This window comes from Flavobacterium cryoconiti, from assembly GCF_048158645.1.
Classification (GTDB): Bacteria; Bacteroidota; Bacteroidia; order Flavobacteriales; family Flavobacteriaceae; genus Flavobacterium; species Flavobacterium cryoconiti.
On record NZ_JBLNKW010000001.1, the window covers coordinates 295,165 to 314,048 of the forward strand.

The following is an 18,884-nucleotide window of genomic DNA, read 5'->3' on the forward strand; positions in this document are numbered from 1 at the left end:
TTATTGATTTTTTGGTGCTAAATACGCTTCTAAATTTTTCTTGATTTGAATTACTTTATAGTTTTCACCAGAAACAACTATTGCAGGTTCATCAATTTTATATTTGTTGTTTTCTTTAATTGTTTGTGCAATATCTTTTGCATAAACCTCCGAATTAATTCCGTGAATGGTAATGAAATTTTCTTTTTCCGTATAAATATCAAAGGAATAGGTTAGTTTTTGAATGTTTTCACTAGCAATAAACATTTTGATTTTTTCTTCGATTGCTTTTGTAGCTTTATCTTCTCTTGCTGCTGCTTTATAAAGAATTTTCCAATTTTTGGCATCAACAGTACTAAAATTCTTGTCTTCCAAAAACGGAATTTGAGTTGTCAGGATTTCTACTGCTTTTTTGCCTTCTTCACTGTTAGGATAATTATCCGCTAATTCCTGTAACGCATTTTTATAAGCTGTCAATCCTCTAAGTTTTCCAAGAGTAGTTGCTTTTAACAGTTCAAATTTAGGAACTATTTCATCACCCGAAAACTGATTAATCAAATCATCAATTTTTGCTAACACTACAGTATATTGCTCCTCTTGATACAATTTATACCATTTATTATAGACTTTCTCCGGTGATTCATTATCTGCAGGTACCGAATTTGTATTGTTTATTATTTGTACATAACGAGAATTTGGATACTGGGCCGAAATTCTATTTTTCATTTCCTCCGCTTTAGCAGCATCCGTAATTTGATAAATTTTATATAAATTATAGAGTGCAGGAAGAATGAATTTTTCTTCAGGATTATTTTTTAATAACTGTTCCAGTTTAGCGCTGGCCAATTCATATTCTTTGAATTTTTCTTTATAAATAATCCCAAGTTGGTAATAGGCAAAATTACGCTCTTTGGCAATGCTGTCAATTGCGGTTTGCTTTGTGGGAAGCTGTTTTAGATAATAGTCAGTCGTGTATGTTTCAACTGGTTTATCAGCCGCTAATTTGTCTTCCAATTTTGCTTTGTCCCCACCAATGGAATCATTCACAGCAAAATCAGTTTTGTTGGCTGATAATCTCCAATTTCCATTCGAGGATCGGTCTCCCCATATTTTTTTAAACTCTAATTTTCCAAATGCAATGGTTGTAGTATTATAAAAATAGAAAACACTGGCTGACTGCTGCCCCGAAATACTGGCCATAGTAGGTGGTGCTAATGATGATTTTTTAGCTGGTTTTCCTGGATCCTGATTAGGAGAAGCTGGATCTATGGAAGCCGTTTTGGTATTTCTTTCTATATTTTCTTGTTTCTTTTTGAGTTTTTCTTCTAAAATTCTTTTAGCTTCATCCGTTTTTTTTAACTTGTCGATATAATTTTCAAAATACAAAATCCTATCCGTTTCTGACAAAGCAACCACATGCAAAATACTGTCGTTTGTTTTGGCAATAGCTTCGAGTTGTATTACTTCATCTAAATCTTTTCTGGTTTTTTGAATGTGAATGAATTCTCTGGTTTTAACATCCAGCTTTACTAAAGTACTGTCATAATACTTAGCTGCCACGGGATAATCGGCATTTTTGAAATACATATTTCCTAAATCCCTGTAGTTTGAAGCAATCAAATATTGGTCTGTCGTTGCTTTTTTCAGCGAAGCATTGTAAAAATTTAAAGCTGTTTTTTGTTTGTTGTTTTTATCATAAAACACCGCCTTTTCTCTATAAATTACATCTAGAAATGGTCTATTTTCTCTATCGGCAATTAGTTTGTTGTATGTTTTTAAAAACGCTGTGGTGTCTCCGGTTTTATAATCGAATAATTGCGCTTTTTTGGCGTAAGCCTGAATAACATATTTTCTTTCGGATTTTCTATTCATGGCTATCACGGATTCATAGCTCAAAATAGCGCTGTCTTTTTTGCCTAATTCCTCGTACAATTGCCCAAGAATAAAACGGTATCTTGCTCTTTCTGCTTTTACTTTGGTATATTTTTCGGCTTTTTTTAATTTTGCTAAAGCGCTATCTTTTTCTTCCAAGTTTAAAAAAGCTTCTGACAAAAGTGCATTTGCATCAGCAAAAACTTGTTTTTTCAGCTTTTTCTCCTTCAGCATTTTGGTCATGTTTTTCACAACCAAAGCATCATTACCCAGTCGCATATTAGTTTTTTCACGCCAAATTTTGGCTTCATAAATTCTACTGCTGTTGGGATATTTGTATAAAATATAATTGAATGCATCCAGTGCTGGAACAAATCTTTGGTCATAATAACGGGATTTACCAAGCAGCAAATACGCTTCGTCTATTTGGCTGTTTTTTTCTCTTCCGCCAATGTTCATGGAGTGTTTTTGAATTGCCTTTGTGGCTTTGGTCTCGGCCAATTCAAAATCAGCATTTTTAGATTTTACATCTGTAGAAATGGCTTCATCCATTTGCATTCTTTCGATAGGCAAACGCTTCCAAAAATTATCTTTACTGTTTGCTTTTATACCATTAATTCCTTTGTCCAACCCTATTTGCCCGTTGTATAGAATATTATATTTGGTGCTCAAAGCATGGGATTTTCTCGCCAAAAAAGTGTCCTTTTTAGTAGAACACGCTACCAAAAACAATAAAAATCCTAGCGAAAATATATGTTTGAATGTGTTGGTTTTCAATGGTAAACGGTTTTTATCAATTAACTTCTAAAAATACTTTTTAGTATAATGACTTGTAAAAATACGTTTCTTTTTGCTATCGTGGAAATTATTGAGTTTCTTTTTGATTGCCGGTTTTGCTTTTGCGTGAGGGAGTACTTCACCAAGCTTTTATTTATGTTGGTGTTCAGTGAACTTCGTTTGCAGCGGAAATCCTTTTTTATTCTTTTTTCAAGAATAAAAAAGATTGAGAGCGAAAATCCCGACCCGGAATTTTTCTTTCCGGGTCACGCCCAAATTAAATTTTAAACTGCAAAAAACAGTTCCAGTTCTTGCAACGTTTCGGCAGATGTTTGAATATCTTTCACGATTTCGCCTTTGTTTAACGCCACAATTCTGTTACAAACCTCTACCGTATGAATTAAATCATGACTGGAAACCAGCACTGTTACATCTGGATTTTCGGCTAATTCTTTGATGATTTTTTTCAATCTATTGACCGTTGTAGGGTCTAAATTAGCAAAGGGTTCGTCCAGAATTACCACTTCCGGGTTACCAATAAGTGTCGCAATAATTCCCACTTTCTTTTGGTTTCCTTTGGATAAATCACGTAAATATTTTTTGTTTTTTAAGATTTCGCCATTAAAAAACTCCTCGTGTTTAGCAAGCAAAGCATCAATATCCGCTTTGTTTTGTCCGCGTAAATCACCTATAAAATAAAAATATTCTTCGGGGGTTAAGTAGCCAATTAAAAAGCTTTCGTCCAGAAAAGAAGCGGTGAAAGGTTTCCAGTTTTCGCTTGCATTCACTTGAATCTCATTATTGATAATATGTCCCGTTGAAGGCTGGATTAAATCCAATAGCAAACTGAAAAATGTGGTTTTCCCGGCGCCATTATTTCCTACCAATCCAAAACTTTGCCCTTTTAGGATTTCCAGATTTTCGATTTTAAGAACTGTTGTGCCGTTATATATTTTTGAAAGATCGTTTACTTGTATCATTTTTAAAAAAGTTTAATCGGTTATTTGTTGATTTGGTTAATCGCTTTATGAAAATTGACTGTTAACTCTTTTGTTTGTATGCCGCTATGGTTTTGTACTTTTCTATTTTATAAATTTTCTCAATTTGTGTGAAAACTTTATCTCTCAAAGCAAAACCTATTATTCCGGCAACGGCAACCATTGCTAATCCTAGATTAGGACTCATTAATGTGGAACCAATCCAATAAAGTCCCAATGGCAATAGCAATTTGGGCAACGAAATCAACATGGTATTTACGTTAAAGGCTTTTTTATCTCCAAAAGCACCTTTGCTTGAATCCAAATCTATTGGTGTTTTTGTGTATGCGCCCGCAAGAAGCACCAAATGAGAATTCACTCCAATATTATAAATGGCGCCCACCACAATTGTCAGATACACTTGCCATCCAAAATACAAATAGAATGAAGCTAAAATCGTAGAAATGACCGTCGCGATAACAATCAGCCACCATTTTGAGCTCAAATACCCGCGATACGGAATATTTTGGGTCATCATTAATTGATAATAAGAGCTGTCCCAACTGGGCACAAATTGTCCGAAAGTGAATAAAAAACCACCCGAAACAAAAATTCCTGCAAAAATGTGCATTATGGGATTATTGTATGCTTTGATTCCATTGGTAAAGAATAGGAAACCATAAAATAAAAACACCACACTCATAATCACCGTAGTTTTAGATCGTTTGTTTCTTTTGATGAGTTTAATATCATTTTTCAAAAATGTTCCCAATGTTCCAAACTGATTCAGCCACTTTAAATCCTCGGTTTTGGCGATTTGGTGTTTGTTTGAAAGTCCTGAATCTAGGTATAAGTTGTTTTTGAAATAGTTGAACGTAACAGAATAAAGTCCCATTAAAACTAAAATTGGTAGCAAAAACATCCATTTTGTGTGGAATAAGCCCTCAAAGAAAATAGCTGAATAAGTCGTAATATCAAAAACATGATAATACTGACAGCCACCTAAAACAATCACAATTCCTATGAAAATGGCAAACAAATTGTCTTTATTGTTCAATACAATATTTAAAAAATTATTGATATAAATCAGTGAAATCATAGCTAAATGCCAAAGCAATACACTCACCACATCATATCCTTCCATGATTAATACAACTGAAAAAGGCAAAAAGAAAAAAGCATGTGCATAATTAAAAAAAGACAGCATGGTTTTGCCCAAAGAAAAATGGACAATTGTTGGTTTCTTAAACGGTAAAACCAATAAGGGACGAATGTTCATTACCGGAATTTTTTGCAACAGTAAACGAATAATCAAATCAAATAAAAAGTAGTAAATCAGGAATTTATTGACGGTTACCAATGGTTCCAAATTCATTTTCTTAATAATATAAAAGGCTCCAATTCCCAAAGCCAAAAAAACTAAAGCAAAATAAATCGCCACAAAAAGCATCAATATTTTTAAACCCAAATTTGTTGCGAAGGAAGCTGATCTCGTGAAAGCCTTCCATTCGAGATAGATAAATTTTTTGAACATGGTTTATAGTTTGGTTTCGTAATTGGTAGTAAAATTCTTGAAATGTTACATCTAATATAAAAAAATCGGCAATTATAATCCCCATTTATTTGTCGTTTCCTACTTTTGTAAAAAATTAATCACATGCCATCCTTTTTAAAACTTATTATAAAAGAAGTAAAACGTGAAACCAAAGATGCGGTTTCTATACTTTTTAATGTTCCCGAGGAATTAAAACCAAACTATACTTTCATTGCGGGTCAATATATTAATATTCGACTTACCTTAGACAATCAGGAAATTCGTCGTGCGTATTCTCTTTGTTCCGCTCCAGAAAGCGGTGAATTGCGAATTGCTGTAAAAGCAGTAACAAATGGTGCTTTTTCTCAGTTTGCCAATACCAAATTGAAAGCAGGTGATGCGCTGGAAGTAGGAAAACCAGAAGGAAAATTTACTTTTGAACCACAAGCTGACCGACAAAAAAATTATGTGGCTTTTGTAGCCGGAAGCGGAATCACGCCCGTACTTTCTATCCTGAAATCAGTATTGAAAAGTGAACCTAAAAGTTCTTTTGTCCTTGTTTACGGCAACAAATCTCCCGAAGAAACAATTTTTCATCAAGAATTACACGATTTGCAATTGCAATATGTAAGCCGTCTTTTTGTACATTATGTTTACAGTCAAGCCAAAGCAGAACATGCATTGTTTGGCCGAATAGATAAATCTGCGGTGAATTTTGTTTTGAATAACAAACACAAGGAATTGGAATTTGATAAGTTCTATTTGTGTGGACCGGAGGAAATGATTAATACTGTTTCTGGTGTTTTGGCAGCAAAAAACATCAAAGAATCAGCTATAAAATTTGAATTGTTTACAACTTCTTCCAAAGAACATAAAATCGAAAAATCATTAGAAGGACATTCAAAAATCACTGTTATGGTGGATGATGATGAAACGACTTTTGAAATGTCACAAAAACAAACCATCCTGGAAGCAGCTTTAAAACAAGGTCTTGACGCTCCTTATTCTTGCCAAGGCGGAATCTGCAGCAGTTGTCTGGCTCGTGTTACCTCAGGAACTGCCGAAATGACTAAAAACTCTATCCTTACTGATAAAGAAATCGCCGATGGTTTAATCCTAACCTGTCAAGCGCACCCCACGTCAGAAACTATTTATGTAGATTACGATGACGTTTAGAAAACATCTCAATTATAACGAAAACTTCTCTGAAAAGGGAAGTTTTTTTATTTTAGGGAGGTTTTGATTTTTAGTATATTAGTAGAATAATAGTACAATTAAAATCTACGCAGTTTAGGGGAATCGATTATACATGACTGATTTTTAATTGCTTTGTGTTATTTTATCACACTTATAAACAAGTTATGCAACAATATTATGAAACTCCTCCTTCGTCAGAATGACAAATAAACTCTTAGCTTAATGACATTGAACAAGCCAGTGGAAAACCGAATATAACGTAATTTAACATCGCTTTTTAAAAGAACTAAAGCATTAATCCTTAACTTAGTTATCAAAAACAGATCTTTAAAATTTAAATTTATGGAACCCGAAATGATATGGGCGAATCTTGCCTCAAATGACTTAGATAGGACAACCAAATTCTACACAGAATTGGGTTTTAAAACAAATGGGAATCGTACGGAAGAATTGTCAAGTTTTCTTTTTGGTAAAGGGAAATTTGTTGTTCATTTCTTTGCAAAAGCAAGATTTGAAAGCAGTGCGAAAAGTGAAGTTGCAAATTTAGAAAAGCAAAATGAAGTGATTTTTTCTATTTCGGCCAAAAGTAAAGAAGAAGTTGATCAATGGTACTTAAAGGTTAAGAAAGCTGGCGGCAAAATTTATTCTGAACCGCAGAAGTTCGAAAAGGGATACACTTTTGGATTTGCAGATCCAGACGGTCACAAATTCAATTTCTTATATTGGCCGGGCATGTAAATTAAGCCTGCCGTTAATAGCTGCCAAATAAATCCATCGATGCATCCCATCACGATTACTGATGAGTTGTAGCACCAAATTTAAAACACGATTCAAAATCAAGTAGTTAACCAATTATAAAAAAGCATTCCATAAAAAAAGATTTTTTTGTCTTTTGTTTTCTTCTTTATCCTCGCCATAGGTATACCAATCCTTTGTTTTTTCTTCTATCATCGATTTCAGACCCAGTAAGTCATAGGTTTTTTTGGCTGTAATTGGTTTTATGTCGGATGTGGTACTTCTATTTAAATCTATTTTGGTCGCGATAAATGAGGTATATAATCTTGGTATTGAAAGTCCTAAAATCATACCCGGTAAACCGCTTATAGAACATGGACCGCCAGAAATGGTAATATCGTCTGTGTAAAAAGCAAATACATATACGTCATCCATTATTTTGCCCACGGCTTTTCGGCAATTATAACCGGCTATTTCTCTATGTTCATTTGTGATTTTCCACTGTATATTTGGTATGCTATCTGCTATTACAAAATTAGTTCCTACTATTTGTTTTTGCATATTCATTTTTCCTATTGTAAAATCAAAATACCAAGTATTTTCTTCGTCGGCATCTTTTTCGTGTTTTGGTATTCTTGTTTTTGGGCTCCATCGATCAAATTTGTATATGCTTTTGTTATCTGCAAAAGTATAGGTGAAATAAGATATTTTTAAGTCCGACAGGTTTTCTTTCATCATCTCATCCCAGCTATCATTGCTCATCGTTTTTTTGAGATTGGTATTTACTTCATATTCAATTACAGCTTTATCTATAAATTGTTGTGCTTTTGATGTAGTTGTAAAAATTAGTACAGTAATAAAAAAAAGTATTGATTTCATATGTTACTATTTATTGTTATTCCGTGAACTCGTTTTGTCTTGTTCTTTGCTTTTATTCTGTGTTAAAAAAAGCAAAATGACGTTGTCAAATTTGTATGTTTTATTTCAGCAAAGTTACTAATCTATTTTTTCGCTGTTTCGCCTTTATTTTTAAAATTCCAGGTAAAGCCTATCATAGCATATCTTTTGAGCCTATCGTTTCGTTCCTCACCTATTACATTTTCACGAACATATCTATTTATGCCTATATTTTGATTCAAAATATCTCGTACCATGATATAAGCCGTAAACTCATCGTTTTTGAAGGTACGTTGCAGCCTTGCATTCCACAATTGATTAGTAAGATTGGTTTGAAAATCGACCGTTTTTTGTCGAGAGTATAAATTATAATCTGTGGATAATTTCCATTTTTCTCTGAAATAAACCCCTATATCCAAGCCCAAATTATTGGTGTTAAACGATTTTATTTCATCGTTTAAAGAAGTACTGTTTCTGTTATTTGAAAAACTATTACTTAAACTAAATTCGTATTTCTTTTCTTTTGATTTATACAAGTAAATTGAAAATCCTGAATTTAAAGTATTGGAATTACTGGTTTTGTTATTAATACTAAGTACTGATTTGTTGTAGTTAACAGATGGATTAAGATTAACTTGTAAATCTATTTTTTTTATCTTGAATCCATATCCAAAATAAAAATTTCCAGAAAAATTACCATTTGTGTTTATGGGTTTGGAAATTGTTTTAGCACTTTCTGGGTCTATATCTTTGTTGTAAGAAATTAAATTGGTAGTCGTTCTAAAAGAAATACTTTGGTAAAAATGCGATTCTGTCAAAATACTATAACTACTGTTTGATAGGTTTATACTATTGGTAAAGGATTGCTTTAAATCTGGATTACCTACAGTTTGATTGAAAAAATCCTGATTGTTCCTCAAAGGCTGTAATTGATCGATGGTAGGCTGTTTAGTTGCGCCTTGATAATTGAAACGCAAGTTACTATTGCTTTTATACTTGTAGGAGAAATTTGCAGCTGGAAAAAAGTTAGTATAGCTGCGCCTGTACTCTTTGTTTAAAGTTTGATCTTGCAAATCAAACGAAGTAAAACCAAAACCACTGCCAAAGCTATAATTTATTTTTTTGGCATTGTAACTCAATTTTATATTGGGCTTGTTTGTTGTTATTGTTTGTTTGAACTGGTTTGATAAAGAATTTACAACCAAATCATACTTACCTGTAGCATCCGAATAATCATACGTTAAATAATTGCTATCACCATTATTATAAGTAATTTGATGAGCGAATTGCAATGCAAATTTCTTACCTATAGGCTCTGTATAGGCAACGTTTACCGTAATATTTTGATTTGTTTTTTCTCCTATTTTGTTTTGATCCACATCATCCCTAGAGGAAAAAACACCTCCATCATAACTTTCGTTGGAAGACTTTAAAAAATTATTTGCATTCGTATTCAATATATTCCAACTACTGTTTACAGAAAATGTACGACGGGCTTTGGCGAATTTATGTTTATACAAAATACTTGCAAACAAAGATTCCTTATCCGATTTTGTAGTAAATGTTTTTTCCTGTTTGTTTTTTAATAATCCATTATCTCCCGTAGTCTTTCCGTTTGTAAATTCATCGCTATCGGTAGTATAAAAATTAGTTTTCGCGGTAAATTTTATGGAATTTATAGAATCTAATTTTACGTCGTAAGTAGCATTTAGTTTAAAATTACTTCTATTTACATTGCTTATCGTTGCTGTGTTTTCGTTTAATTGGGTTTCTCCTATTTGTGTTTGGGTAATCCTGCTATTATTGTTGTTGTAAATTTGCTTATTGTATTTTGGTGATAGATTCAATGTTTGTTTATCATTCCACTTGTTGCTGTACTGCAATCCTGCATTGGTGTTTTTGATAAAACCATTTTGAGTATCAACATACGGCTCTTCATCAGTATTGCCACCTGTCCATTCATAATTTACATTTCCATCATCATCCATACTCATACTGATATCATTCTCCCGTCCACCAAATTTTTCGCTATCCTGCCAACCAAGTCCATCTTGACCTGTATTCCCATTTAATAAAAAAGCAGATAGTTTTCTTTTACCTTTAAAATCACTAAACATAAGATTGGTATTGTATCTGGAATCTATATTTGTCAATGGTCCGTTTGCAGCGTCTATTTTGCCAAAATACCCTTTCTTCTTATCTTCCTTTAATTTTAGGTTAATTGTTTTTTTTGTTTCACCATCATCTATTCCTGTAAACTCGGCTTGATCACTTTTCTTATCAAAAACTTGTACTTCTTTGACCGCATCAGCACGTAAGTTTTTTACCGCCATGCCAGGGTCATCACCAAAAAATTCTTCGCCATCTACCAATACTTTTTCTACAGTTTCCCCCATGGCTTTTATGACGCCATTTTTATCTACTTGAATCCCTGGCAGTTTTTTCAGTAATTCTTCTACATTGGCATTGGCATCAACCTTAAAATCACCTGCTCTATAACTGGTAGTATCTCCTTTAATTCTAATGGAACCCGTCTTTATAATTACTTCTCTAAGCGCATTAATTTTGCTCATCAAAGCAATTTTTCCTAAGTTTTTCTCATTTTCATTAACGATTATGGCATCTACATAATCGGCATATTGGCTATGCGCCGTCATCAAGATATAGTTTCCTGCTTTTACATTTTTGAGATTAAAGTTCCCCTCTTTATCCGATCGGGTAAACTTGTATAAAATAGAATCTATGGGGGTTAATAACGCAACAACTGAATTGTAAACAGGTTTTTTTTCGCTACCATCCGTTAAAACACCCGAAAGGTTTGCTTTTTGACAAAATGCTGAAAAAGAGAATAAGAGCAAAATTGCAATTGTTACTGTAATTTTTGGCATAAATAGTTTCTATTTTATTGTTTTAGCATCTCAAAATTTCTAAAAGCGACTTCACCGAAAAAGCAATCTTCTTCCGCCTCAGGTCAGTTTTGAGTGCAAATTCTCAAGCACTTAAACCAAAAATAGTATTATTCTCACTAAAAATTTGAAATTTTTTCGTTATAAAAATGTTAAAATTATTCTTACATATAACAATAAAATGTTGAAGAGATTAAAACCGTATAGTATGCATGAATATTTATCCTATTTGTTTACAGCCATTTAAAGACTTTACGATAGAATCAACAGCAATCGTTCGCATGGCATCTTCATAACCTTCCACTATTTTATTACCATAAACCGAAGTGGGTAATTTTGGAAACTGATTTCTATCGGAAACCAAAGCATTTTCTAAAGGTTGATTAAAAGGCGAAAATCCGGCATAAGGATGTGTTGCGCCCCAAAGCGTAATCACTTTTATACCAAGCATGGCCGCAATATGCGCATTTCCGGAATCCATGGAAAGCATTACATCAAGATTACTGATGAGTTGTAATTCCTGCTGAAATTTAAGTTGCCCTGCCATAGTAATGACATTTTCTTTGTTCGAAGAAAGCGAATTTAAGAGTTCTATTTCCTTTTTTCCGCCACCAAAAAGCAGTATTTTACAGTCTGCATTTTTGGCTAATTGGTTGATGACTTCCTGCATCAAATCCAAAGGATACACTTTAGCATCATATTGTGCAAAAGGAGCAATTCCTATCCATTTCTGGTTTTTTTCTCCAGTAAATTTGATGATTTCAGTATCTAAAACTGCTTTTTCAGGGAAAATTGTCCCGACACTTCGGGAGGATAAATCAACGGTAAAACCAAGTTGTTCAAATACTTTGCAGTGTCTTTCAAACATAGTTGGCAGTTGTTTGAAAATTTTATTTTCGGGTTGGGTTAATGCTTTTTTCTCTGCTCTTCCTTTATCAACCGAAGCCACTTTTTTTCCGCTTAAAGCAAAAAGACTTCTGACGATTTTAGAACGCAAAACATTATGCAAATCGGCGAAAGCATCAGTATGGAATCCTTTTAAATCTTGGAACAAACGCAACAATCCCAGAAATCCCTTGTGTCGTTCTTTTACATCGAAAGCAAAAAAAGAAACGTTGGGAATGGAATCAAAAAAAGGTTTGAAGAATGGTCTGGAAACGACCGTAATTTTAACTTCTGGATGCTGATTTACAAAAGCGCGCAAAACAGGAACCGTCATGGCAACATCTCCCATTGCGGAAAGCCTCATGACGGTTATATGTTTGATTTTTTGGGACAAATTAAAACGAGAATTACTTCTTGTTTTGGTACAAAACAGGATTCAAATCATCGTCATTGTACATTTTCATCTGCTTGTACACTTTCATGAATTTATCACCATTTTCAATGTCTTTTATTAAGTCATCAATTGCGGCTGACAAATCAGTTCTTTGCTCTAAAAGAATATTTAATTTTGCCTGACATTTATCTCTGTGATCTTGGGAAGCTGCTGCACGAGTCGCTTCTTCATTCATGTGATAAATTTTCAAAGCTAAAATTGACAATCTGTCAAAAGCCCAAGCAGGACTTTCTGAATTGATTTTAGCACTTTCTTTTACTACTACATGGCTGTATTTTTGAAGAAAATAACTGTCAATATATTCCACCATATCCGTACGTTCTTGATTAGAAGCATCAATTCTTCTTTTCAAAGTCAAAGCGGCAACCGGGTCAATATTTGGGTCACGGATAATATCTTCAAAATGCCATTGCACCGTGTCAATCCAGTTTTTATGATACAATAAATGTTCGAATTTATCCTTCGGAAACGGATTATTTATAGGCTGATCAACATTATCAAATTGATGATAATCTTTAATACTTTGTTCGAAAACGGAATAAGCTAATTTTGAAAACATATCTTTATATATTAAAAGGCAAAGATACTTTTTTATACTTTTATAGATTAAAAAAACTTTAGAAGTTTAATTCCAAAATTAAAACCATGCAAATCCATATTTTATCCGAAAACAATAGTGTTCTGAACCATTTTTTAGGACAAATTCGAAATGTGAATGTTCATAACGACAGCATGCGTTTTAGAAGAAATATTGAACGTATTGGTGAAATAATGGCTTATGAATTGAGCAAAGAATTGCATTACAAAAACGTAACAATTCAAACGCCTCTTGGCATCAAGAAAACGACTGAAATTGAAGATAAATTGGTTTTGTGCTCCATTTTGCGTGCAGGATTGCCATTGCACATGGGTTTTTTGAATTATTTTGACAATGCTGAAAATGGTTTTATTTCAGCCTTCAGACACCATCCTAATAATGATGATGATTTTGAAATTGTGGTTCAATACCAAGCAATCGCTGATATAAACAACAAAAATGTACTATTGATTGATCCCATGCTCGCTACTGGACAATCTATAGTTGCTGTTTTTAATAAATTAATGGAAAGAGGAACTCCAAAGGAAATTCACATTGCAGTTGTAATTGCCGCCCCAGAAGGAATTGAACACCTTAAACAACATTTACCCGATACCTGTCATCTTTGGATCGCTACATTAGACGAAAAACTAAATGAACACAGTTATATTGTTCCGGGGCTTGGCGATGCGGGAGATTTAGCTTTTGGCGAGAAACTATAATTGCGAGAAAAAAGCAAAAAGACTGCAAAGAATAAAAACAAACAATACGATTTCCTGTTTCAATTTTAGCTGCACAATTTCAATATGACTTGTTGCCATGATGGCTAACGGCGCAAAGGTAAACAACAATAAATCATTACTTTTATTGGAGGAAATGAAGAAAATTACTATTCCAATAAAGAAGGAAGCTATTATTTTTTTGAAAGAAACATGTAAAAGCTGTGGTCTGTTAGACAATGTTGCAAACATGGAAATAACGAAAAATAATGCAATTGTAGCATATATCGAAAAAGCAGCGTTTTGATAATTATTAGTAAAATAATCAATACTAAAATCCGTCGTTACACTCCTTGTTATATATTCGATTACGTTCACATTGAATACTGCCGCATATAACAAGAAAAGAATTGCCGCTGTGAAAAAGGCAATAAACGGCAAGAACCAGTTTCTATAATCTCTGGAAACATGGAAAATTATTGATATGAAAACCAATACAATAAAAATAATACTCCAAAAATGAAATAATGAGGCTAAAAAAATCCACAATGAAGCATCAAATATTTTTTCTTTGGAAGCTTTAAGTGATTGCAATGAAATCAATCGGCGAAGGGCTAATAGTATAAAGAAATTTGAAACAATTAGGTTCGTGTTATCTAATACCGAAGGAAAAAAAAGCAACAATAAAAAATAGAAAAAAATGGTGTATGTACTGTCTTTACTGAGTCCGTTTTTCTTTACAACGAAATTGGTAATAAAAACAGAAGCCAATAAAATGCAAAACAATGCCACTTTTTTTAAAATCAAAAAAAAGGAATTAGTCCAAGATAAATCTTGAAATTGGTATATTAAAAAGAAAACCAGCATTAAAATTACTACCAAAGAAAAATTTAATGGTGTAGATTTTTTAAAAACACTTGTTATCATAAGGATATTTTATACTTTTGTGATTGTAAATATAATACTTGTTTAAAAAGGAAACCCTGCAAGTTCAAAAAGATTCTTACTAAATAAGACCTTTTACTATCCAGAGCTCTTTAAAAACAACTAATAAAATTAATTTTATACATTATGAAAGCATTTTTCGAAGGAATACAATACTTATTTGTAAATATTTTATTTGCTCCTCTAGATTTTTTACGCTCATTAGAGCTTAAATCTTGGTTTGCTGCTAATACTATCAACTGGATTTTCATGATTATTTGTGCGTCTGCAATGGTATATTGGATCAAACAATTGAAAATTTTTGAAGCAAACGGAACAGAAAATCAAGATACTACCGCTCACTCTTTCTTAAAATAATATTTTAAAAAAAAGTGAACGATAATTGGAAACTATTTTAAATCGTTTCCAATATCTTTTCTAAAATACATCTTATCAAAATTTAGTTTATCTATGTTTTGGTAAGATTTTTTTATGGCCTCTTCGAAATCATTTCCATAAGAAGTTACGGTTAAAACTCTTCCTCCATTCGAAACAACATTTCCATTTTCTAATTTTGTCCCTGCGTGAAAAACAATAGAATCCTGAATGTTCTCTAATCCTGAAATCACTTTTCCTTTTTCGAAATCTTCCGGATAACCACCAGAAACTACCATAATTGTAGTAGCACTTCTTTCGTCAATTTCAAGTGTTATTTCATCTAATTTTTCATTGGCAACAGCCAAAAACAATTCAACTAAATCTGTTTTCAATCTTGGAACAACCACTTCCGTTTCCGGATCGCCCATTCTCACATTGTATTCAATTACGATTGGTTCGTTATTCACATTAATCAATCCTATAAAAACAAATCCTTTGTATGGAATTCCGTCTTTCTGGAAACCATCAATAGTTGGTTTTACGATGCGTGTTTCGATTTTCTCCATCAAAACAGCGTCAACATAAGGAACCGGAGAAACTGCTCCCATTCCGCCTGTATTTAATCCGGTGTCGCCTTCGCCAATACGTTTGTAATCTTTGGCAGTTGGCAGGATTTTATAATTTTTTCCGTCAGTAAGGACAAAACAGCTTAATTCGATTCCGTCAAGGAATTCTTCAATCACCACTTTAGAACTGGCATCTCCAAATTTTTGGTGCACTAACATGTTTCTTAATTCTTCTTTGGCTTCCGCCAAATCTTGAATAATCAAAACGCCTTTTCCAGCTGCTAATCCGTCTGCTTTTAAAACATAAGGCGGTTGCAATGTTTCCAAAAATTCACATCCTTTCTCCACTGTTTCAGCAGTGAAACTATCGTAAGCAGCAGTTGGGATATTATGTTTTATCAAAAATTCTTTAGCAAATTCTTTACTTCCTTCTAATTGAGCACCAATTTTTGATGGCCCGATAACTGGAATATGTTTTAACTCCCCATCATTTAAAAAGAAATCATAGATCCCTTTTACTAATGGATCTTCGGGTCCTACAACAACCATTTCTACTTTTTCTTGAAGGACAAAAGCTTTGATAGCGTCAAAATCAGTTGGGCTTATATCAATATTGTTAGCTATTGTTGCTGTCCCAGCATTTCCTGGTGCTACAAAAAGTGTGTCGCAAAGCGGACTTTGAATCATTTTCCATGCAAAAGCATGCTCTCTTCCGCCTGAACCCAATAGTAAAATAGTCATGATGTAGTTTTATTTAGTTGTGGTGCAAAAATAGTTTGTTTTAAGATGAAATAATAATTTTTTTTACTTACTTTTGACGTTAGTAACGCTAAAGGTATGATAATTTCATTTGGATCTAAAGAAACTGAAAAAATATGGAATGGTATTGTTGTAAAGAAACCTTCTATCGAAATTCAACAAATAGGCAGACGAAAACTAAGAATGCTTAATAATTCTCAAGATTTAGCAGATTTAAGAATACCGCCCTCCAACCGATTAGAAAAACTAAATGGTAATTTAAAAGACTATTATAGCATTCGAATTAACAATCAATGGAGGATTATTTTTATATGGGAAAATGGAAATGCTTCCCATGTTGAAATTTTAGATTATCATTAAAACAGTAAAAATGGAAAAATTAAAAAACATACATCCGGGTGAAATCTTATTAGAAGAATTTCTTATTCCTTTGGAAATAACGGCATACCGATTATCTAAGGATTTAAAAATTCCTCAAACCAGAATTTCTGAAATTACGAAAGGAAACCGAAGAATTACGGCTGATACGGCTTTACGTTTGAGTCAATATTTTGGTAATTCCGCTAAATTTTGGCTTGGTCTTCAGGATGATTTTGACATAGAGGAAGAACAAGAACACAAAGCAAAAGAACTGCAATCCATAAAACGTTTTGACACTCAAAAAGTAGCCTAAATGTTTCCACTTTTCGACTTATCACTGCAACTAAATGGTTTCCCAATGAAGGAAGCCAAAGCCGAATTGCGAAAAATTGTAGCTTTATCCGAAAAAGAACACGAAGCTTTCCTTGAAAATAAAAAAGTGGAAATCGTTACTTTTCATTTACAGAATAATCCATTTTATCAGGAGTTAGTTGGTTCAAATGCTACCAACTGGCACGATTTACCCGTTTTAAATAAAAGAAACTTACAACAACCATTGCTGGAAAGGCTTTCGAATGGGTATTCTCCAAAAAACAGTTACGTTAATAAAACGTCTGGTTCCAGTGGTGATCCCTTTATTTTTGCCAAAGATAAATACAGTCACGCTTTGACCTGGGCTTCTAATATGTATCGTTTTGGTTGGTATGGAATTGATTTTAACCTTTCGTATCAGGCCCGTTTTTATGGGATTCCAATGGATTTTATTGGCAACAAAAAAGAACGTTTTAAAGATTTTTTGAGCCATCGGTTTCGATTCTCTATTTTTGACTTGTCAGATGTGGTATTAGAAACCATTCTGGGGAAATTTCAGAATAAAAAATTCGATTACATCAATGGTTATACGAGTTCTATCGTTTTATTTGCCAAATATTTAAAGAAAAAAAACATCATTTTAAAGGAAATCTGTCCTACTTTAAAAGTGTGCATGGTGACTTCCGAAATGCTTTTTGAAGATGATAAAATTCTTTTGGAGCGACAATTTGGAATTCCAATTGTCAATGAATACGGTGCTTCGGAACTAGATTTAATCGCTTTTCAAAATCCTCAAGACGAATGGCAAGTGAATTCGGAAACGTTATTTGTAGAGATTTTGGATGACAATAATCAAGCGGTTCCAAACGGTACTTCGGGCCGAATTGTGATTACTTCCTTATTCAATAAATCGCATCCGTTTATTCGTTATGATATTGGCGATATTGGAATTCTCGACGAAAAAAGTACGTTAAAAAAACCTATTCTCAAGAAATTAATTGGAAGAACGAATGATATTGCACTTTTGCCAAGCGGGAAAAAATCACCTGGATTGACCTTTTATTATGTAACCAAAAGCTTTATTGAAGACGATGGAAACGTAAAAGAATTCATTATCAAGCAAACAAAAATTGATTCTTTTGAAATCGAGTATGTCAGTGAAAATGAATTAAATTCGAAACAAATTCAAAAAATAGAAGCTGCAATTTCCCTGTATCTAGAACCTGATTTGAATTTTAAATTTACAAGAAAAGGCAATTTAGAAAGAAGCAATCGTGGAAAATTAAAACAGTTTAAATCTATGATTTGATTGGTTTTATATAACGCGGTTTTATGATTAATTGCGTAAATAAAAACCCAATCATACAAAAGGATGCAACAATTATATTAAATCCATGAAAAGTCCTGTAAACCGCAAAATTATGCTTCAATAAGTCCAATTTAGAAGCTGAAATTGAATTTTCTCTAATTCTATACAACGCTAAACTTTCAGGAATTGGTTGTGCCGTTTTTATTTTTTTTAAAATTGTAAGCCATAACATCCAGTCTTGGCGTTTACGGATGGAAGAAATAGCAATTTTTCCAAAATAATTCACATCATAAATACCAGTAAGATTCCCAACATAATTACAAAAAAAAAGTTGTCTGTAGGAAAGATTTCTAGGCGCTTCGACTCTTTTGTTCAATGGATTTCCTTCTTCATCAATGCAATCATAAAAAGAAAAAATAAATGGTAAATTATTGATTTTAAGAAAATTAATTTGTTTCTCCAGTTTTTGTGGTTTCCACAAATCATCAGCATCCAAAAAAGAAATATACCTTCCCTTACATTTAGTCAGCGCAGTATTTCGTGCAATACCGGTTCCCGAGTTTTTTTCGGATTGAAAAAGTTGGATTCTATTGTCCTGAAGTGCTATTTTTGTAACAATAGAAAGCGTTTCATCTGAAGAACAATCATCCACAATAATCATTTCCCAATTTTTGTAGGTTTGATTCTGAACAGATTGAATCGTTTCAGCAATGAATTTTTCAGAATTAAAGGACGGTGTTATAATTGAGACTAATGGTATTTCCATT

17 protein-coding genes are annotated in these 18,884 nt (G+C 33.0%); 7 read left to right on the forward strand and 10 right to left on the reverse strand.

What is annotated here, in order from left to right:
• The 3 genes from porW to ACM55H_RS01210 form a co-directional block, all read right to left on the reverse strand.
• Entirely contained in the window at window positions 1-2,628 is a 2,628-nt protein-coding gene (gene porW / locus ACM55H_RS01200; protein ID WP_416834764.1) for a type IX secretion system periplasmic lipoprotein PorW/SprE, read from the reverse strand.
• Window positions 2,629-2,912: 284 nt separating this feature from the next.
• Window positions 2,913-3,608 (reverse strand): ABC transporter ATP-binding protein, encoded by a 696-nt coding sequence (locus ACM55H_RS01205; RefSeq protein ID WP_416834765.1) that lies wholly within the window; start codon window positions 3,606-3,608, stop codon window positions 2,913-2,915.
• Between the two features lie 61 nt (window positions 3,609-3,669).
• The gene (locus ACM55H_RS01210; protein ID WP_416834766.1) at window positions 3,670-5,139 is read right to left on the reverse strand and encodes a DUF5687 family protein; all 1,470 of its coding nucleotides are present in this window, start codon (window positions 5,137-5,139) and stop codon (window positions 3,670-3,672) included.
• Window positions 5,140-5,262: 123 nt separating this feature from the next.
• Between ACM55H_RS01210 and ACM55H_RS01215 the strand changes: the two genes are divergently transcribed.
• Together ACM55H_RS01215 and ACM55H_RS01220 are read left to right on the forward strand one after the other, a co-directional pair.
• Window positions 5,263-6,315: a 2Fe-2S iron-sulfur cluster-binding protein gene (locus ACM55H_RS01215; RefSeq protein WP_416834767.1), complete on the forward strand. Its 1,053-nt coding sequence runs from the start codon at window positions 5,263-5,265 to the stop codon at window positions 6,313-6,315.
• Window positions 6,316-6,678: 363 nt separating this feature from the next.
• The gene (locus tag ACM55H_RS01220; RefSeq protein ID WP_416834768.1) at window positions 6,679-7,074 is read left to right on the forward strand and encodes a VOC family protein; all 396 of its coding nucleotides are present in this window, start codon (window positions 6,679-6,681) and stop codon (window positions 7,072-7,074) included.
• Window positions 7,075-7,188: 114 nt separating this feature from the next.
• Here the strand turns inward: ACM55H_RS01220 and ACM55H_RS01225 are convergent, their stop codons facing one another.
• The 4 genes from ACM55H_RS01225 to ACM55H_RS01240 form a co-directional block, all read right to left on the reverse strand.
• Window positions 7,189-7,950 (reverse strand): GLPGLI family protein, encoded by a 762-nt coding sequence (locus ACM55H_RS01225; protein ID WP_416834769.1) that lies wholly within the window; start codon window positions 7,948-7,950, stop codon window positions 7,189-7,191.
• Between the two features lie 122 nt (window positions 7,951-8,072).
• Window positions 8,073-10,856, reverse strand: coding sequence for an outer membrane beta-barrel protein (locus ACM55H_RS01230; protein ID WP_416834770.1), 2,784 nt, complete (start codon window positions 10,854-10,856; stop codon window positions 8,073-8,075).
• 238 nt (window positions 10,857-11,094) lie between these two features.
• Complete coding sequence (locus ACM55H_RS01235) at window positions 11,095-12,123, reverse strand: glycosyltransferase family 9 protein (protein ID WP_416834771.1); 1,029 nt, start codon at window positions 12,121-12,123, stop codon at window positions 11,095-11,097.
• A gap of 43 nt (window positions 12,124-12,166) precedes the next feature.
• A complete protein-coding gene (locus tag ACM55H_RS01240) occupies window positions 12,167-12,772 on the reverse strand; it encodes a DUF4254 domain-containing protein (RefSeq protein WP_416834772.1) in 606 nt (201 codons plus the stop codon).
• Window positions 12,773-12,858: 86 nt separating this feature from the next.
• On the opposite strand from ACM55H_RS01240, the gene upp reads away from it, so the two are divergent.
• Window positions 12,859-13,512: a uracil phosphoribosyltransferase gene (upp, locus tag ACM55H_RS01245; RefSeq protein ID WP_416834773.1), complete on the forward strand. Its 654-nt coding sequence runs from the start codon at window positions 12,859-12,861 to the stop codon at window positions 13,510-13,512.
• Here upp and ACM55H_RS01250 read toward each other — a convergent pair.
• Window positions 13,507-14,436 (reverse strand): DUF6427 family protein, encoded by a 930-nt coding sequence (locus ACM55H_RS01250; protein ID WP_416834774.1) that lies wholly within the window; start codon window positions 14,434-14,436, stop codon window positions 13,507-13,509. The two genes, upp and ACM55H_RS01250, sit on opposite strands and share 6 nt — an antisense overlap.
• Before the next feature lie 144 nt (window positions 14,437-14,580).
• On the opposite strand from ACM55H_RS01250, the gene ACM55H_RS01255 reads away from it, so the two are divergent.
• Window positions 14,581-14,811, forward strand: a complete 231-nt coding sequence (locus tag ACM55H_RS01255; RefSeq protein WP_039108372.1) for a DUF6341 family protein — start codon at window positions 14,581-14,583, stop codon at window positions 14,809-14,811.
• 32 nt (window positions 14,812-14,843) lie between these two features.
• Here the strand turns inward: ACM55H_RS01255 and purD are convergent, their stop codons facing one another.
• Complete coding sequence (purD, locus tag ACM55H_RS01260; RefSeq protein ID WP_416834775.1) at window positions 14,844-16,118, reverse strand: phosphoribosylamine--glycine ligase; 1,275 nt, start codon at window positions 16,116-16,118, stop codon at window positions 14,844-14,846.
• Window positions 16,119-16,214: 96 nt separating this feature from the next.
• On the opposite strand from purD, the gene ACM55H_RS01265 reads away from it, so the two are divergent.
• Genes ACM55H_RS01265 through ACM55H_RS01275 form a run of 3 tightly spaced genes read left to right on the forward strand, consistent with a single transcriptional unit; the run spans window position 16,215 to window position 18,117 of the window.
• Entirely contained in the window at window positions 16,215-16,496 is a 282-nt protein-coding gene (locus tag ACM55H_RS01265) for a type II toxin-antitoxin system RelE/ParE family toxin (RefSeq protein WP_416834776.1), read from the forward strand.
• Between the two features lie 10 nt (window positions 16,497-16,506).
• Window positions 16,507-16,809, forward strand: a complete 303-nt coding sequence (locus tag ACM55H_RS01270) for a HigA family addiction module antitoxin (protein ID WP_416834777.1) — start codon at window positions 16,507-16,509, stop codon at window positions 16,807-16,809.
• Complete coding sequence (locus tag ACM55H_RS01275; RefSeq protein WP_416834778.1) at window positions 16,810-18,117, forward strand: phenylacetate--CoA ligase family protein; 1,308 nt, start codon at window positions 16,810-16,812, stop codon at window positions 18,115-18,117.
• Here ACM55H_RS01275 and ACM55H_RS01280 read toward each other — a convergent pair.
• Window positions 18,107-18,883 (reverse strand): glycosyltransferase family 2 protein, encoded by a 777-nt coding sequence (locus ACM55H_RS01280; protein ID WP_416834779.1) that lies wholly within the window; start codon window positions 18,881-18,883, stop codon window positions 18,107-18,109. The two genes, ACM55H_RS01275 and ACM55H_RS01280, sit on opposite strands and share 11 nt — an antisense overlap.
• Window position 18,884: the final 1 nt, after the last annotated feature.